The organism is Gardnerella sp. DNF01141, from assembly GCF_049244255.1.
GTDB lineage: Bacteria > Actinomycetota > Actinomycetes > Actinomycetales > Bifidobacteriaceae > Bifidobacterium > Bifidobacterium vaginale_E.
This window is the reverse complement of sequence record NZ_CP058391.1, coordinates 902645-928933: the sequence shown is the minus strand read 5'-3', so window position 1 is coordinate 928933 and position 26289 is coordinate 902645. Positions and strand designations below refer to the sequence as shown.

Annotated in this window: 19 protein-coding genes and 3 tRNA genes; 17 read left to right on the top strand and 5 right to left on the bottom strand. The window is 42.0% G+C overall.

Features of this window, described 5'->3' with window-relative positions:
• The first annotated feature begins 2 nt into the window (after window positions 1-2).
• From HXT35_RS03410 to HXT35_RS03360, 11 genes are all read left to right on the top strand, one after another.
• On the top strand, window positions 3-662 hold the full coding sequence (locus tag HXT35_RS03410) for a carbonic anhydrase (RefSeq protein WP_421787842.1): 660 nt from the start codon (window positions 3-5) through the stop codon (window positions 660-662).
• Complete coding sequence (locus HXT35_RS03405; RefSeq protein WP_421787840.1) at window positions 656-1789, top strand: permease; 1134 nt, start codon at window positions 656-658, stop codon at window positions 1787-1789. The genes HXT35_RS03410 and HXT35_RS03405 overlap by 7 nt, the downstream gene beginning before the upstream one ends.
• Window positions 1786-2562 carry a TIGR03943 family putative permease subunit gene (locus HXT35_RS03400; protein WP_421787838.1) on the top strand — a complete coding sequence of 259 codons (777 nt, stop codon included), beginning with the start codon at window positions 1786-1788 and terminating at the stop codon, window positions 2560-2562. The genes HXT35_RS03405 and HXT35_RS03400 overlap by 4 nt, the downstream gene beginning before the upstream one ends.
• A 56-nt stretch (window positions 2563-2618) precedes the next feature.
• Window positions 2619-3914 (top strand): hemolysin family protein, encoded by a 1296-nt coding sequence (locus HXT35_RS03395; RefSeq protein WP_421787836.1) that lies wholly within the window; start codon window positions 2619-2621, stop codon window positions 3912-3914.
• Between the two features lie 55 nt (window positions 3915-3969).
• The gene (locus HXT35_RS03390) at window positions 3970-4449 is read left to right on the top strand and encodes a Dps family protein (protein WP_004126655.1); all 480 of its coding nucleotides are present in this window, start codon (window positions 3970-3972) and stop codon (window positions 4447-4449) included.
• Window positions 4450-4575: 126 nt separating this feature from the next.
• Window positions 4576-4649, top strand: a tRNA-Ile gene (locus tag HXT35_RS03385).
• A 27-nt stretch (window positions 4650-4676) separates the two neighbouring features.
• Window positions 4677-4749: transfer RNA gene (locus HXT35_RS03380), tRNA-Ala, on the top strand.
• A gap of 277 nt (window positions 4750-5026) precedes the next feature.
• Window positions 5027-7303: a heavy metal translocating P-type ATPase gene (locus HXT35_RS03375; RefSeq protein ID WP_421787834.1), complete on the top strand. Its 2277-nt coding sequence runs from the start codon at window positions 5027-5029 to the stop codon at window positions 7301-7303.
• A 160-nt stretch (window positions 7304-7463) separates the two neighbouring features.
• Window positions 7464-8960, top strand: coding sequence for an FAD-dependent oxidoreductase (locus HXT35_RS03370; RefSeq protein WP_421788383.1), 1497 nt, complete (start codon window positions 7464-7466; stop codon window positions 8958-8960).
• 163 nt (window positions 8961-9123) lie between these two features.
• A tRNA-Gly gene (locus HXT35_RS03365) sits at window positions 9124-9197 on the top strand.
• A 129-nt stretch (window positions 9198-9326) separates the two neighbouring features.
• Window positions 9327-9632 (top strand): hypothetical protein, encoded by a 306-nt coding sequence (locus tag HXT35_RS03360; RefSeq protein WP_004126665.1) that lies wholly within the window; start codon window positions 9327-9329, stop codon window positions 9630-9632.
• Window positions 9633-9723: 91 nt separating this feature from the next.
• Here HXT35_RS03360 and HXT35_RS03355 read toward each other — a convergent pair whose 3' ends face one another.
• Window positions 9724-12678 carry a Rib/alpha-like domain-containing protein gene (locus tag HXT35_RS03355; RefSeq protein WP_421787832.1) on the bottom strand — a complete coding sequence of 985 codons (2955 nt, stop codon included), beginning with the start codon at window positions 12676-12678 and terminating at the stop codon, window positions 9724-9726.
• Between the two features lie 274 nt (window positions 12679-12952).
• Between HXT35_RS03355 and ahpC the strand changes: the two genes are divergently transcribed.
• From ahpC to HXT35_RS03340, 3 genes are all read left to right on the top strand, one after another.
• Window positions 12953-13516 carry an alkyl hydroperoxide reductase subunit C gene (ahpC, locus tag HXT35_RS03350; RefSeq protein ID WP_421787830.1) on the top strand — a complete coding sequence of 188 codons (564 nt, stop codon included), beginning with the start codon at window positions 12953-12955 and terminating at the stop codon, window positions 13514-13516.
• 127 nt (window positions 13517-13643) lie between these two features.
• A complete protein-coding gene (gene ahpF / locus HXT35_RS03345; protein WP_421787828.1) occupies window positions 13644-15320 on the top strand; it encodes an alkyl hydroperoxide reductase subunit F in 1677 nt (558 codons plus the stop codon).
• A 17-nt stretch (window positions 15321-15337) separates the two neighbouring features.
• Entirely contained in the window at window positions 15338-15556 is a 219-nt protein-coding gene (locus tag HXT35_RS03340) for a hypothetical protein (protein WP_421788396.1), read from the top strand.
• A 154-nt stretch (window positions 15557-15710) separates the two neighbouring features.
• Here HXT35_RS03340 and trpB read toward each other — a convergent pair whose 3' ends face one another.
• Window positions 15711-16904, bottom strand: a complete 1194-nt coding sequence (gene trpB / locus HXT35_RS03335; protein WP_421777571.1) for a tryptophan synthase subunit beta — start codon at window positions 16902-16904, stop codon at window positions 15711-15713.
• Between the two features lie 568 nt (window positions 16905-17472).
• Window positions 17473-18051, bottom strand: a complete 579-nt coding sequence (gene dcd / locus HXT35_RS03330) for a dCTP deaminase (protein ID WP_004126675.1) — start codon at window positions 18049-18051, stop codon at window positions 17473-17475.
• On the opposite strand from dcd, the gene HXT35_RS03325 reads away from it, so the two are divergent.
• On the top strand, window positions 18050-18232 hold the full coding sequence (locus tag HXT35_RS03325; protein WP_004126678.1) for a zf-TFIIB domain-containing protein: 183 nt from the start codon (window positions 18050-18052) through the stop codon (window positions 18230-18232). The genes dcd and HXT35_RS03325 overlap by 2 nt on opposite strands.
• Window positions 18233-18293: 61 nt before the next feature.
• On the opposite strand, the gene HXT35_RS03320 is transcribed toward HXT35_RS03325, so the two are convergent.
• On the bottom strand, window positions 18294-21284 hold the full coding sequence (locus HXT35_RS03320) for a cation-translocating P-type ATPase (RefSeq protein WP_421787826.1): 2991 nt from the start codon (window positions 21282-21284) through the stop codon (window positions 18294-18296).
• Window positions 21285-21512: 228 nt separating this feature from the next.
• On the opposite strand from HXT35_RS03320, the gene rlmB reads away from it, so the two are divergent.
• Both rlmB and HXT35_RS03310 read left to right on the top strand, forming a co-directional pair.
• Window positions 21513-22508: a 23S rRNA (guanosine(2251)-2'-O)-methyltransferase RlmB gene (gene rlmB, locus HXT35_RS03315; protein WP_421777569.1), complete on the top strand. Its 996-nt coding sequence runs from the start codon at window positions 21513-21515 to the stop codon at window positions 22506-22508.
• Window positions 22509-22622: 114 nt separating this feature from the next.
• Window positions 22623-24317: an ABC transporter ATP-binding protein gene (locus HXT35_RS03310; RefSeq protein ID WP_421787824.1), complete on the top strand. Its 1695-nt coding sequence runs from the start codon at window positions 22623-22625 to the stop codon at window positions 24315-24317.
• Window positions 24318-24411: 94 nt separating this feature from the next.
• Here HXT35_RS03310 and HXT35_RS03305 read toward each other — a convergent pair whose 3' ends face one another.
• Window positions 24412-26232, bottom strand: coding sequence for a S1C family serine protease (locus HXT35_RS03305; protein WP_421787822.1), 1821 nt, complete (start codon window positions 26230-26232; stop codon window positions 24412-24414).
• Window positions 26233-26289 lie beyond the last annotated feature (57 nt).

Sequence of the window (26289 nt, the reverse complement as noted above, 5' to 3'; positions counted from 1 at the left end):
TAATGCAAGAAGAGGCAAACGAAGATTTTGCTAATGAAGATTCAGTTTTAGCTACATCGGTATTAAGTGCAATGCTTGCTGGGAATCGCAAATTTGCAGAAGGCAATTCAGCGCATTCAGGCGTAAATTCACAAGCGCGTATGAAACTTATTGACGGTCAGCATCCTGGAGCTGTTGTGCTTTCGTGCGCAGATTCTCGAGTTGCTCCAGAATTTATATTCGACGCCGGTTTGGGCGATATTTTTTCTGTTCGTACAGCTGGAGAAGTGCTGGATGATGCCGTAATAGCTTCTCTAGAATACGCCGTGAGTGACTTGGGAGTAAAAGTGTTGGTTGTGCTTGGGCATGAGCATTGTGGCGCTGTACAGGCTGTTTTTCCGAACGTGCAAAAGCTGGTTTCTGAATACGGCGAAGATAAAACAAGCGAAATAATTGAGTCGAGCGAGTCAATACTGCTGCGTTCTTTAGGACCGGCTGCGCTCGCAGGTGTTGAGGAAAATTTAGATACAGATGATGTTGAACGTATTCACGTGTCTAATATTTTGGCTGAAATTTGCGAAAAATCACAAATAATTCGCGAAGCTGTTTTCAAAGACGCTTTGATGCTTGTTGGTGCAAGGTATCGAATGAGTGACGGCTTGGTGGAAGTGTTGTCATGCTAAAACTGGGAAAAGCAGCAAAAGCTGAAAAAGCAGAAAAACCGGCAAAACAAGCAAATTCTGCTAACTATCTTTTTTTGATTGCAGGAGTGCCTTTTGCAGCTCTTATTATTGCCATGGCCCCTGCATTGCAATTGCGCTACCCTTGGCTTCTTATTGACACCACTGTTCGAGGTGTTGCTGGCTTACTTTTGCAAGCAATCCCCTTCACTCTTATTGGTGTTCTTGTTTCTGCTGCTGTGGAAACTTGGGTAACGGCTGATTTTATTGAAAAACATGCTCCAAAATCTATTGCAAACGGTTTTTTAGCTGCCATAATTGCTGGAGTATGTGTGCCTGTGTGCGACTGTGTGGTTGTGCCAACATTTTCTAGACTGGTTGCAAGAAAATTGCCGCTTCCTTGCGCAATAACTTTCCTTTGTGCTGTTCCTGTTGTAAATCCTGTGTCTGTTTTAGCGACTTGGTACGCTTTTGCTGATGCGCCGGCTGTAGCCGTTATGCGCGTTGCTTTAGGAGTTGGTATTGCGTTATTAGTTGGATTAAGTTTTGCAATATTTCCGCCAAAATCATCTGTTTTGCGTAACGAAAATTTATTAAAAAATAATCTTAAATCAAAATGTTCTTGTGAACTAAATTGTGGCTGCAATCATGAAGAAAATCAAAATTCTTCAGAACAGTTAAAGACGCAAAATCGCACAAAATCAAGTATTTGCGCGCAAATAAAGCTATACATAAAGCATATTCATGAAGATTTTTTGAAACTTTTACCAATTATTGTGTGCGGAACTATTGTTGCTTCTGTTATACGAGCTTGGTTAGGGGCGGATCCTGCTTCCAGAATACAAGCTAACAATATTTGGATTGCAATACCTGCAATGATGGCTATTGCATATTTCAGCTCGTTGTGCTCAAGTTCGGATGCTGTAATTGCTAGAAGTTTAGCTGCTTCTTTACCAATGTCTTCCGTTTTAGTATTTTTGCTATTCGGACCAATGCTAGATTTAAAAAATACTCTTATGCTTATTTCTGATTGCCGCGGCAAATTCGTATTGCGCTTAACGCTATCAATTGCAGGAGTTTGCCTTCTAGCTTCACTATTTTCTAACTGGGCTTGGGGGTTCATGCTATGAAAAATACAAGTTCTGTTAGTAAAGAAAATAAAAAGCGTAATCGTATTACTTTTGCAAAAATATTAGAATCTTTTGTGCTTCTATGTTTAGCAGCAGTTATTGCCACAGTAACTTTAAGTGGACAGTACACGCTTTTTACCACTCCTCGAGCGTTCATATATTTGATAATTGCAGCCGTCCTGCTTTTAGTTTTAGCATTTTGTGCCGCGTTGGGATGGTTTGATGTTTCTGCACGAGATTCTTGGAAAATGCTAGTTTCTTTAGCACTTCCTGCTCTGCTAATTATTATTCCGCTGCAGTCGTCGCAAAGATTTAGCGCTGGCGGTTTTGACCGTTATGCAGGAGGCAGGGCTATTGCTATTCGAAGCCACAATTCGAAACTTTTTGGGTTGAGTGAAAAATCTCGTGAAATAAAAGTAAAAAACGATGATTTCGGCTTATGGTATGACGAAATCGACCATAATATTTCAAAATATGAAGGCTATACGGTTATGATTACAGGGTTTGTAAGTCGTGATACTACTTTAGGAGCAAATCAGTTTCGTTTATCTCGTCAACTCATGTCTTGCTGCATTCTAGATATGTCTCCTTTTGGTTTAGTTGCAAACTATAAAAATGCCAACAAACTTCACGAACATGAGTGGGTTATGCTTCGCGCCCGCGTTTCTAGGGGGAGCATAGGAGTTAAAGGATACCAACGTTTCGGTGTTGTACTAAAAGTTATATCGTTAAAATCTACTAAAGCACCGACTGGATATTTTTACCGTCCGTAATAATTTTCTACTAAAGAATTGTTGATATCGCATAGAAGTAAACTAAGATAACAATTATGGCGATTGGTTTTAATATTCTGCTCATCATGATTTTCCTGCTATTCGGATCCGTGTTTGCGGCAACCGAGTTGGCTTTAGTGAGCTTAAGAAGTTCGCAAATTGATCGCATGGAGCTTCAGGATGCTCGTGGAGCCAGAGTTGCGAAAATTGCGCGCGACCCTAATACTTTTCTGTCTGCCCTGCAAATTGGCGTAACGCTTTCTGGTTTTCTTTCCGCATCCTTCGGTGAATCTGCGCTAGCTCCTTACGTTGTGCCTATTGTGTGCTCATGGGGAGTGCCTAAGCATGTTGCAGGCCCGCTTACCACTATTTTCTTAACTCTTATTATTTCGTATTGTTCTATTGTAATTTCTGAATTAGTGCCGAAGCGTATTGCAATGCAGCGTTCTGAGCAGATTGCGCGAGCTGTTGTGCCGGCGGTAGATATTTTCTCGAAAATTTGCAAGCCTTTAATTTGGCTTATTGGTAAGAATACTAACGGTTTTGTGCGCTTGCTTGGATTTGATCCTAATGAAAAAGAAAGCGAAGTTTCTGACGAAGAATTGCGCGTGCTTGTTAACAGCAATAAGCGTTTAAGTCAGGATGAGCGCAATATTTTGGATGACGTGTTTGATGCTTCGGAAACAATTGTTGCTGAAGTGATGCGCCCGCGTGCTGACGTGGAATTTTTGGACGGTTCGTTAAGTCTTGAAGAAGCAGCTGCAAAAATTCGTGAGCTTCCGTATTCCAGATACCCTGTTATTGGCAAGGATTTTGACGACGTTATTGGTTTTGTACATGTGCGCGATTTGTTGGATGTTAGAGATCCTAACGCAAAAACTGTTGCAGATGTAACTCGCGAAGGAATTAGTCTTCCTGGAACTTCAAAGCTTTTGCCAAGCCTAGAGCTGCTTCGAAAGCGCGGAATCCACTTGGCTATTGTTATTGACGAATACGGCGGAACTGACGGAATTGTAACTCTTGAAGACATGACAGAAGAGTTGGTTGGAGATATTCGCGACGAGTACGATCTGCCTGAAGAATCTGAGCAAAATAATGTGAATAAAACAACTGCTTTTGTAAATGGTGTTGCAAAAATTGATGGTGGTATGACCATTGAAGATTTTGCTGACATTACAGGCATTGAGCTTGAAGATGGACCTTATGAAACTGTTGCAGGCTATTTCTTAGCGCATACTGGTTCTATGGGAAGCGTTGGAGCTGTTTTGCACGATGCAGACGGCTACGATATGACTGTAACTGCGGTTGATGGTCGACGTATTGCTACTCTTGAAGTGCGTCGCCGCGCATAATTTAAGCCGTAGCAGTAGAATGTAATAGTAATAAAAAATCTAAGGAAGGATAAATATGGCCTTATTGCATATTTTGCCAGGTCTCGACGAGGCGGCCAGTGAAAAGGCTGTTGCTGTTTTGCAGAATCGTTTAAGCCATGAGCAGGAGGCTGCTTTGGTGCTTAAACATGCTCATTGGAATGTTACTGGTCCAGATTTTATTGCTGTGCACGAAATGCTTGATCCGCAGGTTGCTGAAGTTTTGGCGCAGGCGGATGAAACTGCTGAGCGAATTGCAACTTTGGGTGGTTCTCCACTTGGACGCGCAGACGATGTTGTTGCAGCTCGCACATGGAAGCGTTTTGCTTTAACTGGTCGCAAGTCAACTAAAGAATATTTGCAGGCTCTTATTGAGTATTACAACGATATGATTGCAGACGATCGCAAAGCTATTGCGGAGCTTGACAATCTTGACATTGTGAGCTCTAACATTATTCAGGATCACGTGCAGCAGCTGGAAAAGTTCCAGTGGTTTATGCGTAGCCATCTTGATTAATTAACCTCTGTTTGATTTTTTTGATTCGAACCGCAACGTGCCGTTTTCTTTTTATGGCGTGTTGCGGTTTGACATTTTCTGTGTCTGTGCTAATGTAACTACTTGTATGTTTTAGGCATACAAGTTGGGCCCGTAGCTCAGGTGGTTAGAGCGCATCCCTGATAAGGATGAGGTCGGAGGTTCAAGTCCTCCCGGGCCCACGATAGAATGGTTACATTCTTTCAAATGGGGCTATGGCGCAGCTGGTAGCGCATCTGCTTTGCAAGCAGAGGGTCAGGAGTTCGAGTCTCCTTAGCTCCACGAGCAAGGTTCTGGTTGATTTTTCAATCAGAACTTTTTTGTTTCTTGAGTGCGTGTTCTTAGTTTTGCTTTAACTTGTGTTTGTGAGAATGTTTCTCATCAAGGCCTATTGGTATGATTACTAAATACAAATAAATACAAATATAAATTAAATATAAATCTTTACGCCGTGTATTGAGTGCACTATTTAAGTTGCGCTCAATGGGTTAACAAGGCGTGAAATCGTGTGTTAGCAGCGTTTTGAGCGTAGTTAACCTGATCAGCGTAAGGAAAGTGTATGCGTAAACTTTTAGCATATTGCCGTCGTGCACCTCAATTAACAATCATAATTCTTGCTTTTCCTTTTATTGTGGCTTTTTACTCATGCAATTTGCCTATATTGGCTACTTTCAATGAGCAAATTTATAATTTTTCGCAACAAATCTTTGATTTTTTAAATCTTGATTACGATATTTCAATAAGTCTTAGTGTTGGCAAAACTATTATCGCTATTCTCGTTTTATATACCAGCCTTGTTTCTTTGCGTAACATGATTAAAAATTTATTGCGCGGAACTTTAGGTATTGATTTGCTAGCTTTTGTTGCATTGCTTGCAACGCTTTTTATTGGTGAGTTCTGGGCAAGTTATTTGATTGTTGTAATGGTTTGGACGGGAGAGGCAATTGAAGATTTTGCGCATATGAAAGCTCAGCGCAATCTATCTCTTTTAGTAAGTGCAGCTCCAAAAACTGCTCATCTTATGACTTTGCCAGGTATTGAGCATGGAATGAATAATAATCAAGCAAATGATGAATCCTACGAACCGCCATGTTTGAGTGAAAATCAGTGCAAGCCCACCTCGTGTGTTTTGTGCCAGCATGCTGAATTTAGAAAAGTAGATGCCACTAATTCTAAGCAATCTAATAGTAGCGAGCAAAATTGCGAAAGTAATTGCGAAAATAATAACTTGCAAAATTGCAACTGTAAACGAAATAATTGCCCATTTTTACAAGCATCTGCAGACGGCGAAATCACCTCAAATTTGCAGCGTTACGCTACAGTTGCAGTTGATGAATTAAAGATTGGAAACGTAATTATTGTGCTTCCCGGCGAAACTGTGCCGGTCGATGGTGAGCTGCTAAGCGGTTCTGCAATTTTAGACACAAGTGCTATTAACGGAGAATCTGTTCCTAGAGAAGTCTATGCGGGAGCTTCGGTGCTTTCTGGCTGCGTAAACGGCGGCGTTGTGCTTATTATGCGCGTAACCAAGCTGTCTAAAAACTCGCAGTATCAGAAAATCATGCAGCTTGTTGAGTCTGCTAGGTCCTCTAAAGCTGCAGTAGTTAGATTTGCAGACATGCTATCTGTGCCGTTTACAGTATTATCTTTTGCGATTGCAGGTCTTGCTTGGAGCTTTTCTGGCGACGCATTGCGATTTGCGCAAGTATTGGTTTTAGCAACCCCATGTCCTCTGCTTATTGCAGTTCCAGTTGCTTGCATGGCTGGTACTGGGCGTTTAGCAAAACTTGGAATTGTTGTTAAAAGTCAGGATGTTTTAGAACAGTTAAGCCGAGTAACAGATGTTTTCTTCGACAAAACCGGCACGTTAACCGTAAAACAGCCGCAAGTTGCAAGAGTTGACGTAGTTGATTCTATGCAGAAGGCTGATCGCATAGTTATGCTTGCGGGCGTTCTGGAAACTTATTCTCAGCACATACTTGCAGGCGGTATTGCTAAAGCTGGGGCAAGCTTGTGGGAAAACGCTCACCCATCGTCAGCTCCGCAGCTTCCTAGCGTGCGAGAATACCCTGTAGTTCACAGCGTTAAGGAAACCGCCGGTCAAGGCATTCAGGGCGTTGTAGATGGCATTTTAGTGCGTGTGGGCAGGTGCAAATACGTTACAGAGCAAAACACGAATCCAACTATAGATAAATCTCTTGCATCAGACGAAATGGCAACCTACGTTTCCTTTGATGGCGTGCTGGTTGGTCGTATTGTGTTAAAAGACGTGCCACGAGATAATGCGAAATCAACTATTGCTTTGTTGCGTGCTTTGGGTGTTAGAACAATAGCAATGCTCACTGGTGACGGTTTACAAGCTGCAACAACTATAGCTTCAAGCGTTGGTATTGATTCTGTGCATGCAGATTTGCTTCCGCAAGATAAACTAGCGTATGTAAAAAAGCACAATTACAATGCGATCAAAAATAAGAAAGATTCGACTGTAACAATGATGGTTGGAGATGGCGTAAATGATGCTCCTGTGCTTGCGGCTGCAGACATTGGTGTGGCTGTAACGGATGGTACCGATACTGCAGCATCGGAGTGCGCTCAGGTGGTTATTATGAACAACAACATTGCGTCAGTTGCTAATGCTGTAAGTGTTGCGAAGCATACAAAACGAGTTATGATGCAGTCAGTTTTGCTCGGAATAGGTTTGGCTATTGTAAGCATGATTTTAGCTGCTTTTGGTTTCATTCCAGCTGTTATTGGAGCAATGATGCAGGAAATTATTGACGTTATTTCAATTACTTGGGCGTTAACTGCTTTGCGCTCGCGTGAAAAGATTAAATAAAGCGTTTTAATCTAAGCTTTTTAAGGTAAGCATTTTGTAAGACTTAGCAATGCGCTAGTCTAATTATGAAAGCACTTGAAGGAAATCTGTGCTTGAAGTCCGCGCATAATGCGCGCAAAAACGGCAAAAGTGCCGTATTGTATAGTTCAATATGGGGATAATAATGAAAAATAATTTAATAGAAAATGTTGCACCAGAAACATCTCAGGCCTCTGAGATTTCTAAAGTGCATGCTCCTGAAGTTAGAATTGCAGTAATTGGTGCAGGACCTGCTGGAGTGTATTCTTCCGATATTTTCTTGCGACAACTTGCTAAGCGTGGCGAAGAATTAGGACTCGGCACAAGCGCTCGCATTGATCTCTTTGAAAAATTGCCTGTGCCTTTCGGCTTAGTGCGTTACGGAGTGGCTCCGGATCATCCAAGTATTAAATTTATTGCCAATGCGCTTGAAAAAACTCTTGATAATCCAAATATTCATCTTTATGCGAATGTTGAATTTGGTAAAGATATTACTTTAGAAGATTTGCTGGCGCGCTACGATGCAGTGCTGTTTGCTACAGGAGCTGTGGAAGATAGGCCATTGCGGGTTCCAGGTGCTGATTTAGACGGAGTGTACGGAGCTGCAAAATTCGTAGAATGGTACGACGGGTACCCAACTAGCAAGCGCACGTGGCCGCTTGAAGCCAAGGAAGTAGCTGTTATTGGCGGCGGAAATGTGGCAATGGATGTTGCTCGTGAGCTTTTGCGAGATCCTGATTATTTGCGCGCGCATACGGATATTCCAGACGACGTGTACGAAGGATTGCAAAAAAATCAAACTCAAACCTTGCATTTATTTATTCGCCGAGGCGTAGCTCAAGCGAAATTCTCCGTGCAAGAATTGCGTGAAATGGAAAAGTTATCCGGAGTGCAAATTGTTATTAACGAGGACGATTTTGAGCTAGACGATGAAACGATAGAAGTTGCTGGTAACGATAAGCTCACGCGCCAAATGGTTGAGGAACTTTTTGCGATTCGAGACATGGCAGAAGACATGGAAGATGGCGGAAACGTTGATTTTGAAGGAAATCCTGCTAACCGACGTTACGTTATTCATTTCAACTCGGCTCCTGTAGAAATTCTTGGCGAAGATGGGCGTGTGAAAGCAATACGAGTTGAGCGAACTGTAACAAGCGCGGATGGCACAATGTCTCGCACAGGTGAATTTGAAGATTACGCTGTGCAAGCCGTGTATCATGCTATTGGCTACCATCCTGCTGAGGTTGCAGGCATTGCTTACGACGAAAAGCGCACGTTGCTCGCGAATAATGATGGTAGAATCGTAACTTCTGCGGAAAATGGTGAGGTGCGCGAACGCTTGTACGCTACAGGCTGGGCTAAAAGAGGGCCTGTTGGTTTAATTGGTTCTACTAAATCTGACGCGCTTCTTATTGTTGATCGAATGCTCGAAGATTTAGCAAAATCCGGGCTGATTGCGGAAGATCGTAACGAAAAGTCCATAGATGAGCTGCTTAAATCTCGAGGCGTGAAAGCCATTGATTACGCCGGCTGGAAACGAGTAGATGAGTATGAGCGTGAAGCTGGTGCTAAAGAGCAACGCGCTCGAAAGAAAGTAGTATCATCCGCGTATCTTATAGCTATTGCCTTAGATTGTTAATCTGCGGTTGTTGTTTGCGCTAGCTGATTGCTGCCGTCAATCAGTTAGCGACCTATTTATGTAATTATTGGCTTAAGTAAGCTTAAGTAAGCATAAGTATTTGCATACTCAATAGCACATGCTAGTCTTAAAAAGTTGCATACAATAATTTTGTTTGCAACATGCGGATGTAGTTCATCGGTAGAATGGAAGCTTCCCAAGCTTCAGAGGCGGGTTCGACTCCCGTCATCCGCTCCACTGTGATGTATAAGTGGAATATGAGGGCGTATTCTAAGAACATCAACAGTTTTATTATGGATATCTATTGACGCGGTGTGCATTTTATTCAATAATGGTATAAATTCAGCGCAAAGGAGAAGAAGTATTATGAATATGTTTAAGCGAATTATTAGTGCAATAACTCTATCGTTCATTTTGACTGCAGTTCTAACAGCTGCAACAGTAATCATACTTATGTTTACAAAAGGTAGGGAGATGGGTCGTCATCTAGGCCTTTTTGGTAGTGTGTTCTTTGATGCGCATGAAACAAGTTCAGGGTCTATTATGGTGGGATTTGGATTACAAAACCCATGGATATTAACTTTAATATTTCTAGCTCTATTTGTCTTTTCTCTTGTATTTTTTACTATTTTACCTGCATTGCAAAAAAGAAAGAAAATGTTGGAGGCGTGATTTTTACACACTTTTAGCCTATAGCCCACCATCTTGGTTGTTTGCAAGCTGGTGGGCTATCTAGTATTTAGTATCTAGTTTTTTGCATTAGCTATTTAGTTAGATGTGATTTTCTTGCAGCTGTAATGATTGTGCAAACAAACAGCATTACAGCGATGCTAATAAGTGCTGGAATTGTTTGGGTTCCAGTATTCGCAAGAGAACTGCTGCTTGTACTTGGCTTTTTGTTCGCTTCTGGCTGCGTGATTACGTTCTTGTTCGCGCTGACAGTTGTTTCCGCGCTTGCGTTTGCAGTTAATTTGTTTTCGCTAGTATTCTGCACATTTTGTGTGTTTTGTGTTTGTGGAATGCTAGTTTCATTTGTGGAAGAATTCTGTGAAGTCTCATCCTTCTTTACTAACACATTAGTCCATGCAACTTGATCGCCATTTTCGTCGATAAGAACAATAGTGTGATTGCCGCTATATTCTTGTGGAATAATCGCATCAAATATTGCCTTGCCTTGTTCGTTAATGCGAACTGTTACATACTTTGTTCCATTTACGCTATAAAGAAGCTTAGGGCTTGAATAAATGTATGCGTATGCATTTACAGTTTTCTCACTCATCAAGCGCTGCATAAATTCATTTGTAGCGTTCAATTGTACAGAAATTTTATTGTTTTTGCCTGCGTACACAATGTTATGTTCGCCGGCTTTTAGAGTGTTTGCAAGTGCGGCTTTAAGCTCAGTTATATTTGCTGGAGCTGACGGTATTGTTGTAGTTCCTGCACTCTGATCAGTATTGTTATTATTTGTAGTATTTTCAGGTTCAGCAGGATGATTGTTTTCATTATGCTGTGGATTTAGAGTCGGGTTTGTAGGGTGCTCAGGCTCTGGTTGTGGCTGCGGATGCTCAGGTTGTGGCTGCGGTTGTGGCTCTGGATGCTCAGGCTGTGGCTGCTCTGGTTGTGGCTGTGGCTGAGGAGTTGGATGTGGCTGAGGTTGTGGCTCTGGATGCGGTGCTGGTGTTGGTGTCACTGGTGTCGCTGGCGTTGCAGGAATCGTTTCTACAACGTGAGCTTTGAGTGTTATTTTTCTTTTTGCGTTGTTTGCAAAGGTTATTTCTACAACAAGCGTAGTATCGCCAATTTTTGTAGTGTTTGGCTGTGTAATAATTTTAATAGTGCTATTTTCTGGTAAACCTTGCAAATACGGCTTAAAGTCGAAATCAGCAGGAATCGTAGTATCTTTTTTGACTTCTACTTTCTTACCTTCTACTGCTGTAACGTTTGGTATTGGCGTAATAGTTTTACCTGGAGTTGCTTTCTTTGCTGGCGTTAGTGGTGCCCACGGTGTTGCTTCGTAGATTTTTACTGGAATCTTTACCGTTCTCGTAGTGCCATTATTAAAGCTTACTTTTACGCTAACATCTTGTACGCCCTTAGTGCTCATGTTTGGTTTATTTAGCAAAGAAATTTTAGCGTCATTAGGTACGTCATCAAGATATCTCTTAGCGTCAAAATCGTTAGGGAATGTAGAATTTAGCTCAAAACGAAGGTTTGCATCGCTTTTAGCGATGACTTTTGGCGTATCTAATACGCGTATAGTAAATTCTTTTTCAATCGTTTTAGTGTTATTTATTGTTATTTTCAGCTTGCCTGTATAATCTCCGATTTTCGAGATGTTAATTAAATTGCGATTTGTAACATCTTCAAAAGTTGCTCCTTGAGGAAGATCCTTAGCGTTTACTAAAGCATCCTTAAAATCGTTTGGTAAAGGCTCGTTATTTGCAAGAAGAATCTCTTTAGCTTCTGGCTTGTAAGTTTCTTCGTAAGGTTTTACTTCTGCAGGCTTTGGAGTTTTCTTAACTTTTGTAACGCCTGGGTTTACTGTTCCAGTGCCGTCAATCTGTTTTCTGTTTCCAACGGTAAATCCTGGCTGATTGTCCATTTTTTTATCAAGGAAGTTGCGTGAACTGTGCCCATTGTTTCCAGTGTCTATAATTTTTGCACCGTCAACATGGCCAATAAGGCTTATTAGCGTATCTTTCTTTGTTGCATAATGTTCAGCGTAACCTTTTTGGGTAAGTTCGTTTAGTTCTTCGGCTCGTTTCTTCATTGCTGGCCTAATAACGCTTCCCTTAATTTTTGGAGCATTAAATGTATAAGCTTTAGTAAACCAACCGTAATTTTGCCGCTTAGCATAAACAAGAGCACGTTCTGTTAAATATCCACCCAAAGAATGGCCAGTAACGTACAGATTGCTTACTAGATGATTTTTGTTTAATTCATCCATAAGTTTTTCTGCAGTAATTGCTTGGCTAATTTCTCCGCCAAAGAATAGTTTGAGATCCAGTCCCGCATCTTTCGCGCCTTGGGTTCCGCGGATTCCAAGAACTTGCACGCCGTTTTGCTCAATAAACGGGTATTCTGGGTTAACATTTTCAAAAAGTACTGCATCAAAGCCATCGGACTCGTGGTATGTTTTCTTTACTTTCCAATATGGCGCAAGCTCATTATGCATAAGCTTGTATTCGTTGCGATCTTTGTAAACATCTGTAAGCTCATGCTTATCGTCAAGCACTTTATTTACGTAATTATCATCCCTATACACAAGTTCCATAAACAGCGCCATATCGCGAGGACTAATATCCCACCTGCGAGGATTTGTATCGTTATTGTCGTTTAATCCGTCGCCATCGGTGTCTTTAATCAAAGGATGTGACTTGTATCCGTAGTAGGTTCGTCCATTTTTTACGTACGTGTAAAGCTCTTCGCTGTTTTTAAGCCCGTCTCCATCGCTGTCTTGATCTGGATCTAGAGCTGGCTTTCCATACAACAATTGGTCAATTTGGCCATTTTCTAGGCGAATTTTGCCAGTAGAAATGTCGTGAGCGGTTTGTGCAGTCAAAGGAGTATGCACTGGTTCGCTAGCAGTAGTGCTATTTTCAGTTGCTAATGCAGCTGTAGTTGTAGCTAATGGTAAACCAATAAAACTTGTAGAAAGTAAGCCGAAAGCCACTATTATGCCGCTTATGGTTTTGAAAATGCTAGCGTTGCTTTTCATATTTGCGCTAATCCTTTATCTGTTTTAGTGCGTTATTCCAAGTACATTATACGGTATACGCGTATCTTGCTTAATAAATCAATATGCATGCTTATAGTCTTATGCAACTAAAAACAAGACTGTCTACTATATATTCTGTTAAACAATGCTGTCAAATACCCTAATTAGTGATATAGAATACATTTTAACTATGGAAGCAACACTATTTATTGCCTATAATCAGTATTGATAGTTTCGCTTAGAAAGCACAATTAAACATATTGAGGAGCATAGTATGAGTTTAATGAACACGCATATTCTTCCGTTCAAAGTAAATGGATACAAGAATGGTGAATTTGTTGAAGTAAGCGATGCTGACGTACTCGGCAAGTGGGCTGTTTTCTTCTTCTACCCAGCAGATTTCTCCTTTGTTTGCCCAACTGAGTTGGAAGATTTAGCAAACCATTACGAAGAATTGCAAAAACTTGGCGTAGAAGTATATTCCGTTTCTACTGACACTCACTTCGTGCATAAGGCATGGCATGACGATTCTGAAGCAATTGCAAAAGTAAAGTACACTATGTTGGGTGATCCTTCCGGAGCTCTTTCGCGTAATTTTGATGCTTGGAATCAAGAATCAGGTTTAGCTCACCGCGCAACTTTCCTAGTTGATCCACAAGGCATGATTCAGTTCTTCGAAATGACCGCAGACGGAATTGGCCGCAACGCCGACGAGCTGCTTCGCAAAGTTAAAGCAGCACAGTATATTGCAGCGCACCCAGGTGAAGTTTGCCCAGCAAAATGGGAGCAGGGTGAAGAAACACTCGAGCCTTCTATTGATTTGGTCGGCAAAATCTGATTTTTGCAATTAAATATTAAAGAATCTTTTTAAAGAATTTTCGCAATGCGTAGGGGGCTACGTTCATAGTTTCCTACGCATTTAACTTATTTTTGCTTGTGGCTAAAGTTACCGAAGGAAGTATATTATGTCTTTGTTGAATGCATCATTAACTGCTCAACTTTCAGAATTACTAAAAAAGATGGTATCTAAAATAGAAATCGTTTCTTATGCTGACAATTCTGAAACATCTCAAAAAGTTAGAGCATTGTTAGAAGAAGTATCTCAACAAAGCAACAAAATCAGTGTTGTTGAAGGCGATAATAATGAAATCAACAATTCAAAGCGCAAACCAAGCTTTGAATTGCGCAGAAAACTAGACAATCCAGTAAATGGAGAATCTACCGTATCGGTTAGTTTTGCAGGCTTGCCTTTAGGACACGAATTTAGTTCTTTAGTATTAGCGCTTCTACAAGTAAGTGGCTATGCGCCAAAAATTAGTGATGAGCAGCGCGAAGCAATACTTAAACTTGGTCCACACAATGTAACAACTTACATGTCGGTAACTTGCTTAAACTGCCCAGAAGTTGTGCAATCACTAAACACAATTTCCATAATCAACCCTAAAATTCAGCATACTGCAGTAGAAGGTAGCGCTTTTAGAGAAGAAGTGGAGCGCCTTGGCATAATGAGTGTGCCGGCAGTATTTGAAGATGGCAAACTTATTTCCTCCGGACGAGCAGGGATAGACGAACTGGTTGCAATACTTGCGTCTAACGAAAAATCTGTTGATCAGAATGAGAATGGCGATAATGATAATAGCATTTCTGCGGCAAACGCTGCGCTCGCAGAAAAAATGAATGCGCAAGACCCGTACGATATTGTTCTTGTGGGCGGCGGTCCTGCTGCTTCTGCTGCTGCAATTTACACTGCTCGCAAAGGCTTGCGTACGGCTATGATTATGGATCATCGCGGCGGGCAAGTTGTAGAAACTGAGAGTATTGAAAATCATATTTCGCAAACGCATACTACTGGCGCTCAACTAGCAGCAGATCTAACTAAACATATTTCGCAATACAATATTGACGTATTTACTCCTGATTGGGCAGATTCGCTTGATTTAGCTAAAGAAGCATACGGTTTGCATACAATTCATGCGCGTTCAGGCGGTGCTTTGAAAGCGCGTGCAGTGATTATTGCAACTGGCGCAACTTGGCGTACATTAGGCGTTCCTGGAGAAGACGAGTACCGCAATAAAGGAGTGTCATTCTGCCCTCATTGCGACGGTCCGCTTTTCAAAGACAAGAATGTTGTCGTTGTTGGTGGCGGAAATTCTGGTGTTGAAGCAGCGATTGATTTAGCTGGTATTGCAAAGCACGTTACTGTAGTAGAATTTATGGATACCCTTAAAGCGGATCAAGTATTACTAGATACTTTGCATAATTTGCCAAATACTGAAGTTATTACTAGTGCTGCTGTAAGTAACGTTGAAGGCAATGGCAATAAAGTTACGGCAGTGCATTACTTAGATCGAAACAGCGCGAATAATTCCGAATCTAAAGAGCATGTTATTGAAGCGGACGGCGTATTTGTGCAAATTGGTTTAGCTCCAAACACTCGCTGGCTTGCAAATCAGATTCCTCTAAATAATAGAGGAGAAATTATTACGGATAGAGCAGGATGCACAGAAGCTACGGGTATTTTTGCTGCAGGAGATTGCTCGGATGAGCCGTATAAGCAGATTGTTACAGCGTACGGATCTGGCGCAAATGCTGCGTTGTCTGCATTTGACTACATTATTCGCAATCCGCAAAACAGATCTTAACTCCTGCTGGGAGAGAAGTGGTTTATTACGCTAAACCTATTCAGGAAGATATGTCACGTTTTGTAACTGTACCTCCGATTGTGCAGCCAGCTGGTTTGATCTTGCGTGAGTTTAAGAATCCTAAACCTTATAGATCGTTGTATTTGAATTGGAGATTGGCTTCTTCGGTTGACACGATTATGGAAGGATTGTGCAAAATAATTAGTTCAGCATGCTTTGATTTGCATAAAAAATAAGTGGGATATTCTGCTTAAAAATAGGCACTTCTGTATGCTAAGTTAGCTACAGAAGTGCCATGTTCTTCTTCTCTTACTTTTTATTCTCACTTTATTTTGAGAATTATTCGCCTTGTTTTATTTGCTGTGTTTTATTTGTTGCTAAATTAATTATTTATAATTCGATTCCAAGATAGCGTGCTACTTGATTCACATCCTTATCTCCACGGCCGGAAACTGTTACTAAAACAATGTCATCTTTACTCATCTTTGGAACCATCTTCATAGCTTGTGCTATTGCATGTGAGCTTTCCAAAGCTGGGATTATTCCTTCAACTTTAGAAAGTGCGCGAAAAGCTTGAACTGCTTCATCATCAGTGATTGCGTAGTATTCTGCGCGACCAGAATCCTTTAAATATGAGTGTTCTGGACCGACTCCAGGGTAATCCAATCCTGCAGAAATAGAGTAGGCTGGAAGCTCGTTACCGTCATCATCCATAAGAACATAAGTTTTCATGCCATCTGTAATACCAATTTTTCCATTCGTCATAGTTGCAGCATTTTGAGGAGTATTAGCGCCTTTGCCTGCGCCTTCAGCACCAATCAATCGTACAGAAGAATCATCAATATATGCTGCAAAAGAACCAATTGCATTAGAACCACCACCAATGCAAGCAATTACAGCATTCGGCAATCTGCCTTCCTTTTCTAGGATCTGCCTTCTTGACTCTTTGCTAATAACGCTTTGAAAATCGCGAACCATTTGTGGATAAGGGTAAGGTCCCACTGCGGAACCAACGATATAGAAGGTATCATCCAAGTGCTGCGCATAATCCATAAATGCTGCAGTTACAGCATCTTTTAAAGTTTTTGTGCCTTCTTGAACAGCATGAACTTTTGCTCCAAGCAAAGTCATTCTAAAAACGTTAAGTTTTTGGCGTTCGCAATCAAGTGCACCCATAAAAATTTCACATTCCATGCCGAATCGTGCTGCTGCAGCAGCAGTGGCAACACCATGTTGACCGGCTCCGGTTTCAGCGATAATGCGCTTTTTACCCATGCGTTGAGCGAGTAAAATTTGTCCGAGAACATTATTCATTTTGTGAGCGCCGAGATGGTTTAAATCTTCGCGCTTTAAATAAACTTTTGCGCCTCCTAAATATTTTGTGAAAGATTCAGCATAGTATAAAGGTGTTTCGCGTCCGTCGTAATCCTTTAATAATCCAGCTAATTCATTGCGGAACTCTGGATCGTCTTTGTACTGTAAGTAAGCTGCTGCTACTGCGTCGAGTGCTGGACGAATCATATCTGGGACGTACTGTCCGCCAAATTCGCCGTAATACATGTTTTGTTCAACTGCGTTTACCATAATTTTGCCCTTCTTGTGCGTGCCGAGAAAATCGGCATTAGGTTTGTTATTTGTTATTTTTTGTGTTGATTATTTTGTAAATTTTGAAGGGCATGTGCTCAGATAACAAAAAAGCTGGATGGCAGCTTATATGCCATTCAGCTCAAATAATGTTGATGATGAATCCGGCATAGCCCCGTTGATTGTTTAAAATCAGCAAGCCCACACCGATATGTGAACTCGCTTTTAACTACGCCAGCTGCGCCAGAAACGAGTATTCATGCTCATCATCAACCTCCAATCTTGTTGCACAAGTTTAGCCGTAGCTGTGACAATGTCAACCTTTTAGTGTTAATTCGGCGTTTCGTGCGAAAAAAATTTAACCCCGACGCTTTTGCGTCGGGGAAATAAAGGAGAGAAGAAAAGAATAAATTCTAGGTGCCTTGCACCTGTCGTTTTGTTCGACACTATTATAAAACCACACTATTCTGGGCAGTACAGTAATACAACCTGAAAATTCTCTGTGAATATTATACTTTTCTTCTGAATTTTTACGATTTTTGCAAAAAACCATGCCATAAAAGCATTGCTAGCTTAAATCAGCACGGTAGAAATGCTCATACGAACGCGACGGAGTTGGACCGCGCTGACCCTGATAGTGCGAGCCGTTAACAGCTGAACCATACGGATTTTCGCATGGTGAGCTTAACTGGAAGAAGCACATCTGGCCAATCTTCATACCCGGCCAAAGCTTAACCGGCAGAGTGCTAACGTTTGAAAGTTCCAAAGTAATATGCCCTTCAAAACCTGGATCAATAAAGCCAGCCGTGGAATGCGTCAAAATACCAAGGCGACCAAGCGAGCTCTTGCCTTCCAAACGCGCAGCAATAGTTGCGTCAAGCTTTACATATTCCCAAGTAGCTCCTAGAGCAAACTCACCAGGATGCAAAATCCAAGGCTCATTAGGATCTACTTCGAACTGTTCTGTAAGCTCACCCTGATTTTCTGCAGGATCAACATACGTGTAAGCATGGTTGTTAAATAAGCGGAAAAAACGGTCGAGGCGCACGTCAATCGACGCAGGCTGTACCATTTCCGGGGTCCATGGGGTCAAATCAATATGACCCTCATCATGAGCTTTGAGAATGTCGTGATCAGACAACAGCATGACGTCAAATCTCCTTGCAATAAAGCCTATACATCAGCAACTTCATTGTTCGCACGAAATATTTACTGCTATTTTGCGCGAAAATTACAATACTGATAATTGTAGCGCGTGCCGCGGTCTGTGGTTGACTGCAAAAAATTTTATAGAAAATAAAAACACAAAACGCGGCACAGAAACGTAGCTGATGTAAGAAAACTACGTACTGTACCGCGTATTTGCAAGGCAGCTTAATAATTTATTTATTAAGCTGCAATAGTTAAGGCGTTTGCAGCTTTACGCTTAGCAAGGAAACGTAACACGCACTTTCTAAGCTCGGAAGCAATTAACACGACCATTGAAAGACCAAGGCACTCAAACCATTCAGTTACGCTCAAAGGAACAGTGCCAAATGGCTCATTTAAGAACGGTATGTAAATTACAGCCAGCTGCAGAAGCACAGAAACTGCAATAGCGCCCCAAAGCCAACGGTTCGCAAACAAACCTACAAATACGCTTTGCGAATCGGAACGAGAAGCTAGCGCGTTAAGCATTTGCGCAAACACAAGAATTGTGAATCCCATTGTGCGAGCGTGAGTCATTTGTGCAGCGTGGCTCATAATGCCAACAGAACGGTCAGTAAATAAGCCTCCTGCCAAATGCATATCCATTCCAATTAACGTAATAGCAGCCATAATTATGCCGATAAATACAATATCTCCCCACATTCGTCGGTCAATAACGCTATCGGTGAGCTTTCGAGGCTTCCTATCCATTACGTCGTCAGTTTGAGGATCAACTCCCATAGCGAGAGCAGGAGCCGCGTCCGTAAGCAAATTAATCCACAAAAGCTGAGTTGCGAGCAAAGGCAAAGTAACGCCAACAGAGTGAGGTTGCGTAATTCCAAGAGCTCCAGCAAAAACTACGCCACCGAAAACGGTGCAAACTTCACCAACGTTAGAACTGAGCAAGTATCGCAAGAATTTACGAATATTGTCGAAAATTCCACGGCCTTCGCGCACTGCTGCAACAATTGTAGAGAAATTATCGTCAGCCAAAATCATCTTGGCGGACTCTTTAGTTACTTCTGTACCAGTAATGCCCATTGCGACGCCAATATCGGCAGATTTTACGGCTGGAGCGTCGTTTACGCCGTCGCCTGTCATAGCAACAATATTTCCTTGACGTTGCAATGAAGAAACAATAGCAAGTTTGTGCTCAGGAGCTACTCGCGCGTACACGCTAGTTTTACTTATTGCTTCATCAAAAGCAATATTGTCGTCGTCTAGAGAAAGAAGCTCGTCAAGATCGTCTCCAGTGAGTGCGCGCTCATCTTTGTCAACAATGCCAAGATCTATAGCAATACGCGTAGCAGTAAGAGGATGGTCGCCAGTAATCATAACAGTGCGAATCCCAGCACGATGAGCTTGAGCAACGCTATCTCGAACTTCAATTCGCGGAGGATCAATAATTCCAACCATGCCGTTCCAAATTAAATCAGATTCCAAAACGTCACTTTGCTCAGCAACGTCAGCAATCTGGCCGGCAGCATTAGAAGTCATGCCGTCAACTTTCGCCAAACTATCAACACCAAGCGGACGGTACGCCATGCCAAGAGTTCGGTAAGCTTCCCCCGAAAGACGCTCAACAGTAGCTAAAATATCTTCACGATCGCCGTCAGTAAGCGGACGTACAGCACCAGCAACTGCAATTCGTGTGCAATAAGAAAGAAGCACATCTGGAGCGCCTTTAGCGCAAACAATAAGATTTCCAGAATCTGAACCATCTTTAACAACAACAGACATACGTTTTCGCTCAGAAGTAAACGGAACCTCAGCAACGCGAGTTAAGTGAGAGTAGCGCTTATCTGCTTTTGTTTTACGTGCTGCAGCAACAATAGAAACTTCTGTAGGGTCTCCAACTGGCTGCCAACTTTTAGTAGATTCGTCGTAATGAAGATCACCATCGTTAGCCAAATAGCCGGAGCCCAAAGCTCCCAATACTTCTGTAGCAAGATTTTGAGGGACAGCGAGATCTGCATCTGCAGAATCAAGCAGCACCATTCGACCTTCCGGCTTATAGCCGCTGCCTGTAAGCTGAACTTCGCCGCTAGGAGTAATTATGCGTTCAACGGTCATTTCATTGCGAGTTAATGTGCCTGTTTTATCGGAGCAAATAACAGAAGCAGAACCGAGCGTTTCCACGGATGAAAGCTTTTTTACAACCGCATGATGCTTAACCATTCGCTGCACGCCAAGAGCGAGTACAACAGTCAAAATAGCAGCTAAGCCTTCTGGGACTGCAGCAACAGCAAGAGAAACAGAAAGAAGAAGCGAATCAATAATATCCTGAATACTATGGAAGCCTTCTAGCAGCCACATTGAGGCAAGAACAACTGCCGCAATAATGCATACAGCAATTCCAAGAACTTTAGAAACGCGTACCATTTCTTTCTCAAGAGGTGTTGCTTCGTCGTCTGATTTTGAAAGCATATCCGCAATTTTGCCAACTTGCGTGTGCATGCCTGTAGAGGTGACTACAGCGCGACCGGTTCCTTGTGTAACAGCGGTTCCGTTGAAAACCATATTTGTACGATCGCCTAAAGCTTTTGCAGACGAAAGCGTATTTGGACGTTTGCTTACTGCCACGGATTCGCCTGTAAGACTTGCCTCAGCTACGCGTAATGAAGCTGCTGCTATAAGTCGACCATCTGCAGACACGGCATCGCCTTCTCCAAGCACTAAAATATCGCCTGGCACAACTTCATTAGTATCAATTCGTATTACGCGCCCATCTCGCAAAACTGAAGTTTGCGGAGCGCTCATCCTAGCTAAAGCTTCGACTGCTTCTTCTGCTCGCGACTCTTGAATGTAGCCAAGCACTGCGTTTGCAATCAAAATAATGATAATTACGATTGAATCAAACGGTAGAATTTCTCCACCGCTGTTCCCTTTATGTTGTGCGCGCTCAACAAACCATGCAATTGCAGAAATAATAGTTGCTGCAATAAGCAAGTAAACGAGTGGATCTTTGAATTGCTCAAGGAATCGTTTCCATGCTGGAATTTTAGGAGCTGCAGCAAGCGCATTTGGACCGAATTGAGCAAGTCTTTTTGCAGCTTCCTCAGAGCTTAAACCGCATGAAATATCTACGTTAAGCGATTTAGCTACTTGTTGAACATCACACAATGATGGATCTTTGCTATTAGCTGAAGCGTCAGCTGTTTTATTGGATTGATCAAGAGCGTGATCAACCATATCTTCCCCCTTGGGAGTGCCGCGGAGTAGTCAATAATCGCAATGCTAACGCTATTTTTAGCGCTTCGTATTGTAACTATTGCGCGGTTGTGGAATATTGCAATAGTTTGCAACAATTAAGTACCGTTCTATTATGCCATACAACGCGCCGAGCTTAGAATCAGCAGACTTTGCTGGCTTCAGAAAGTTATTAATATCAATGCCTTGGGGGCATGTGAGAATAGGAGTATGACTACGAAAAAAGGACCGACCAAGGGGTCGGGTGGAAAACATCGCAATGCTTTGCGCGGAAAAGGCCCTACTCCAAAGGCTGAAGATCGCGTGTATCACAAAGCTTATTTTGCTAAGAAAGCTGCTATTAAGCGTACTTTTGCAGATCCGCGTTTGGCTGCGCGCCGCCGAGTAGATAAGCTTGGTAGCGATTCAGATGAGTTGGTAATTGGTCGCAATGCTGCTTTAGAGGCTTTAAGAGTTGGAGTTCCAAGCACGCAATTGTATGTGGCTAATCGCATTGAGCATGACGATCGCACGCGCGAAATCGTGAAATTAGCAGGCATGCAGGGTTTGCGTTTGCTTGAAGCAGATCGCCTTGAAATGGATCGCATTGCGCATAGCACGAATCATCAGGGCATTATTTTGAAAGTTCAGCCTTACCAGTATCACTCTTTGCAAGAGTTGGTTGAGCGTGCGGAAAAGAAGTCTCGTGCAATGGAAGCTGCTGATTCTGCTGCTGCTCGAATTAATGCTCGACCATTGTTTATTGCTTTAGATGGTGTGACGGATCCTCAAAATTTGGGTGCTGTTATTCGTTCTGCTGCAGCATTCGGAGCTAACGGCGTGATTTTGCCTGAGCGTAGAAGTGCTTCCGTAACTGCTGCTGCTTGGAAAGTTTCTGCCGGTGCTGCAGCTCATTTGCCAGTTGCTAGAGTTGTGAATTTAAATAAAGCTATTCAAGGTTTGCGCGAACGCGGGTGGTACGCAATTGGTCTTGATGGCGGCGGCGATAAGCTTGTTGGTGAAACTGGCTTTGAAACCGATCCGTTAGTTGTTGTGCTCGGCTCTGAAGGTAAGGGCATGAGCAGGCTAACTCGTGAAGTTTGTGATGCTATTGCTGGAATCCCAATTTCTAACGCAGTTGAGTCGCTTAACGCTTCGGTTGCGGCTGGAATCAGCTTGTACGCTGTGGCTAACGCTCGTCGTTTGGCTGCTGCAAAACAAAATTAAAATTAGATTCAGCAAAATAGATTCTATTTAGATTCAGCAATATTTATAAATTATTCTGTTAAGTCACGCTCGCCAAAATGCGGGCGTGATTTTGTTTGCAAAATGAAGGAAGTTATGAACAATAATAAGACTTCAAATCAATCGTCTAAAACCACATGGCTCGCTAGGCACTTTCGCGCGCTTACGCTCTTAGCATACCTTGTGATTGTTGTTATTGTTATGTGTTTTCACGAGCCGTGGTTTGATGAGGCGCAGAGTTGGCTTATTGCGCGTGATTCTTCATTTGCTGATTTGTTAACTCTTCGTCCTCATTACGAGGGGCATCCGCCACTTTGGACACTTCTTCTTTCAATCCCTGCAAAAACAGGTGTTCCGTACGAAATCGGTCTTAAAGGCGTGCAGCTTTTGTGTACTGCTCTTCTAGGAGGATGGCTGATTTTCCGCGCTCCTTTCAATCGCCTTACTATTGCTCTTCTGCCATTTACTTATTTTATTTGCTTCCAATACGGCGTTACTGCGCGACCTTACGCATTGTTATGCGTTTCTTTGCTAATGGTTGCGTATTACTGGAAATATGCGGATTCTAAGTCATCTAATACTTGGAAACTTGTGCTAAGTCTTGTATTAATGTGTGCAATCAGCGCTTATGGAATTGCTATAGCTGCAGGTTTTGCCTTGGCTTGGGTTGTGCGAAGCGTGCAGATAGCTGGAATTAAGAATGCTTTTTGCGAAATATTGTCTAACATAAATCGTTTGCTTGGATGGATTTTGCTTGCTTTTGTTGGTTTTGCAAGCGTTGCCTGCATTTTGCCAGCCGTTAACGCATTTGGTTCTCGCGCAACTTTTAGCGGAAATTCTCATCTTGTTCAGTTTTTGTATTTTATTTTCGTAGTTCCGTCAGAAAGCATGTTTACAGCATTCGTCGGAGACGTTTCTTTAAGAAGAATGTCTTTAGGAATTGTACCAACTATTATTTGCGTTCTTATTTCGATTTTAATATGGGCTTTCTCTGTAAAAATCGCTTATCGAAGGGGAATGCTTGTTTCTTTGATACTTCCTTACTTGACTTTTGCAGCAGTTGCAACGCAATATTTCACTTTGCATCACGCAGGAATCGTATTCGTATTCTTTATTGCGCAACTGTGGATGTGTATTGCTAAGAAGCCACTTAATTTTGATATTACGTTTGCAAATAAGTTGAACAATAAGTTAGATAATAAGCTAAACAATATCAGCAATAAATTACGTGATAAGCGCGTATTAACGTACTCTATTATTGTTATTTTGCTAGCGCCAAGTTTGATTTGGAACATATTTGCTTGTGTTAATGATATTCGATTCGACTACTCAGGTTCTCGTGCACTTGCTCAATTTATTCAGCGAAATCACGCAGAAAATAAGCGTTTCGTAACTTCTTGGCTGCATCAAGATGAAAAAACTGACAAATCTGGTAAAGTTATTTCTCCAGAATTCGAGGATGTACACCAGTATTCTTGGCAGCTTATTACAGCAAACCCTTATTTTGCGAAGAATCTTATTGATTGCAGTTATAAAAACAGTTCGTTTATTACTAACGAACGTCCTTCTGAGTCTCAAGCGTGGGATGAAATATCATCTTGCAAAGCTAAAAAAGAACCTCAATTTTTTGTAACTGAATCAAGCGAACCGTGGTACTACTTTGTTGCGTTGAACTACAATATTGAGCATTACACGGCGCATGTTATTGCTAAAACTAAATCCTCTTTCAAATCGAATATTTCCGAAGGAACAGTAACTGTATACGAGCGCAAAAGTAGCGTGAAGAAATAAACAAATACGCCCCAATTGCAGGACAATCTCAAGATGCATCTTACTGTTGGGGCGTATTTATTATGGCCTTAAATACTTGCAGGCGTTATTTAATTTACCAGAATCCGAACGGATCAAAGATACCGCCGTCATCTCCATCACTATCGTCACGCTGCTGTAAATCGTCGTCGTCATCGTCATTGGACTTTTTACCACGATTTCGAGAGTTCTTTTTATCTTTCTTCAGCGTCTTTTCTTTACGATTAATTCCGCTAACAGCAGCTTCTTCTTGGTCGAACGTAACAGTCAATTTAAGAGTATTTCCTCCGCGAACTACAGTAAGTGTAGCTTTATTGTTAAACGCTGTTGCGCGAACGTACCCAAGTAGAGCGTAATTATTAGCAACAGGTTTATCGTCAAACGCCACAATGGTGTCTCCAGCTTTAAGGCCTGCTTTAGCTGCCGGAGTTCCTTGATTTACAGAAACAATTTGAGCGCCGCCGCGAGTAATACCATTTGATTCCACGGCAACACTTTTAATCATAATTCCCAAAGCAACGTGCTTAACAGAACCATTTTTAATAATTTCTGAAACTACTCGCTTCACCAAGTTTGCCGGTATTGCAAAACCAATACCAATCGAGCCTGCTGTTCCGCCTTGAGTAGAGGTGGCTGCAATAGAAGAGTTTATGCCAATAATTTGGCCTGCTGCATTAAAAGTTGGGCCGCCAGAATTTCCTGGATTAATAGCGGCATCAATTTGCACAGCATTAGTTACGATTTCTGAACGGCTTTGATCGTCCATAACAGATACAGGACGATTTAATGCTGAAACAATACCTGTTGTAGCAGTATCGTCGTAACCTAGCGGGTTGCCAATAGCCATAACTGCTTCACCAACCGCCAGCAAATCTGAATTTGCAAATTGTGCAGTTTTCAAATTTTTTGGCGGATTATCAATCTTAAGAACAGCCAAATCTGTTGTTTTATCTGCTCCAACTAAAGTTGCAGAATATATTTGGCCATTAGAAAGAGTAACTTGAATTTGTTTTGCGTCTGCAATTACGTGATTATTAGTAACTGCGTATCCTTTAGAATCAATTATTACGCCTGAACCTTTGCCCATTCCCTTGGCTAAGCGCGTTTGAATAGAAATTACAGAGCCAGAAACTTGACGAGCTACTCCACGCCAATCAGGAGATTGTGCGCCTTTAACTATTGCGGTTCCAGGACCAGATGCTTTTGAACCGACGCTTTCTAAGGAGCTTCCTTGCGGTATTGCAATAAGTCCTTGCGAAACTACGAAAGTCATTACAACAACACAAACTATTGCTGAAATTACTGCCGATAAAATAGCAATCATAACAGGCGGAGTATTGTTATTTGCCTGAAGATTGGCAAACTTTTCTCCCTTATTTACTGCGCTTGTTTTGCTGTCATTTACTTCATTTGTGCTATTAAACACTGGAGGAAGATTTTGTTGCGCGTTTTGATTAGCATAATCGCCATTTGTGTGGTTAATATTTTCGTTAGATTCGTATGGATTTCCGAACGCATTAGAAGTATTTGCTGAAGGTGCATAAGGATTTTGCGGCCCAACATATGAGGCAGGCGCCGTATTAGCGTTAGGCTGGTTTGCGCTAGGCTGACTCACGTTAGGCTGACTTGCTGTTCCACTATTATTCACAGGTCCGTATGCGCCGAACTCTGGTGCAGGACTATAAGCTTGAACATTTTTAGCAGCCTTCGGCTGTGAGTTTTGTTGCAGCTGTGAGTTTTGTTGCGGCTGTGGGTTTTGCGGATCCTGCTGAGCTTGCGTGCCTTGCTGATCCTGCTGATTTTGCGGGATTTGTGGGCCTTGCTGCTGCGCAATAGACTCAGTATTTACATTGTTATTGGATTCCTGCTGATTGGTACCATACAAATCGTCAGCCATTCATCCTCCTTAAAAAAATACTCTTGATACACCATCATAAACCATCTTCTTATTTAT

Bases quoted from the DNA above. Each gene is read 5' to 3' on its own strand.
- HXT35_RS03395 (WP_421787836.1), top strand. From the start codon at position 2,619: ATGGCGATTGGTTTTAATATTCTGCTCATCATGATTTTCCTGCTATTC.
- HXT35_RS03320 (WP_421787826.1), bottom strand. From the start codon at position 21,284: ATGGTTGATCACGCTCTTGATCAATCCAATAAAACAGCTGACGCTTCA.
- HXT35_RS03360 (WP_004126665.1), top strand. From the start codon at position 9,327: ATGAATATGTTTAAGCGAATTATTAGTGCAATAACTCTATCGTTCATT.
- HXT35_RS03310 (WP_421787824.1), top strand. From the start codon at position 22,623: ATGAACAATAATAAGACTTCAAATCAATCGTCTAAAACCACATGGCTC.
- HXT35_RS03325 (WP_004126678.1), top strand. From the start codon at position 18,050: ATGACGTCAAATCTCCTTGCAATAAAGCCTATACATCAGCAACTTCAT.
- HXT35_RS03355 (WP_421787832.1), bottom strand. From the start codon at position 12,678: ATGAAAAGCAACGCTAGCATTTTCAAAACCATAAGCGGCATAATAGTG.
- HXT35_RS03410 (WP_421787842.1), top strand. From the start codon at position 3: ATGCAAGAAGAGGCAAACGAAGATTTTGCTAATGAAGATTCAGTTTTA.
- HXT35_RS03400 (WP_421787838.1), top strand. From the start codon at position 1,786: ATGAAAAATACAAGTTCTGTTAGTAAAGAAAATAAAAAGCGTAATCGT.
- rlmB (WP_421777569.1), top strand. From the start codon at position 21,513: ATGACTACGAAAAAAGGACCGACCAAGGGGTCGGGTGGAAAACATCGC.
- ahpC (WP_421787830.1), top strand. From the start codon at position 12,953: ATGAGTTTAATGAACACGCATATTCTTCCGTTCAAAGTAAATGGATAC.
- ahpF (WP_421787828.1), top strand. From the start codon at position 13,644: ATGTCTTTGTTGAATGCATCATTAACTGCTCAACTTTCAGAATTACTA.
- HXT35_RS03390 (WP_004126655.1), top strand. From the start codon at position 3,970: ATGGCCTTATTGCATATTTTGCCAGGTCTCGACGAGGCGGCCAGTGAA.
- HXT35_RS03375 (WP_421787834.1), top strand. From the start codon at position 5,027: ATGCGTAAACTTTTAGCATATTGCCGTCGTGCACCTCAATTAACAATC.
- dcd (WP_004126675.1), bottom strand. From the start codon at position 18,051: ATGCTGTTGTCTGATCACGACATTCTCAAAGCTCATGATGAGGGTCAT.
- HXT35_RS03305 (WP_421787822.1), bottom strand. From the start codon at position 26,232: ATGGCTGACGATTTGTATGGTACCAATCAGCAGGAATCCAATAACAAT.
- HXT35_RS03405 (WP_421787840.1), top strand. From the start codon at position 656: ATGCTAAAACTGGGAAAAGCAGCAAAAGCTGAAAAAGCAGAAAAACCG.
- trpB (WP_421777571.1), bottom strand. From the start codon at position 16,904: ATGGTAAACGCAGTTGAACAAAACATGTATTACGGCGAATTTGGCGGA.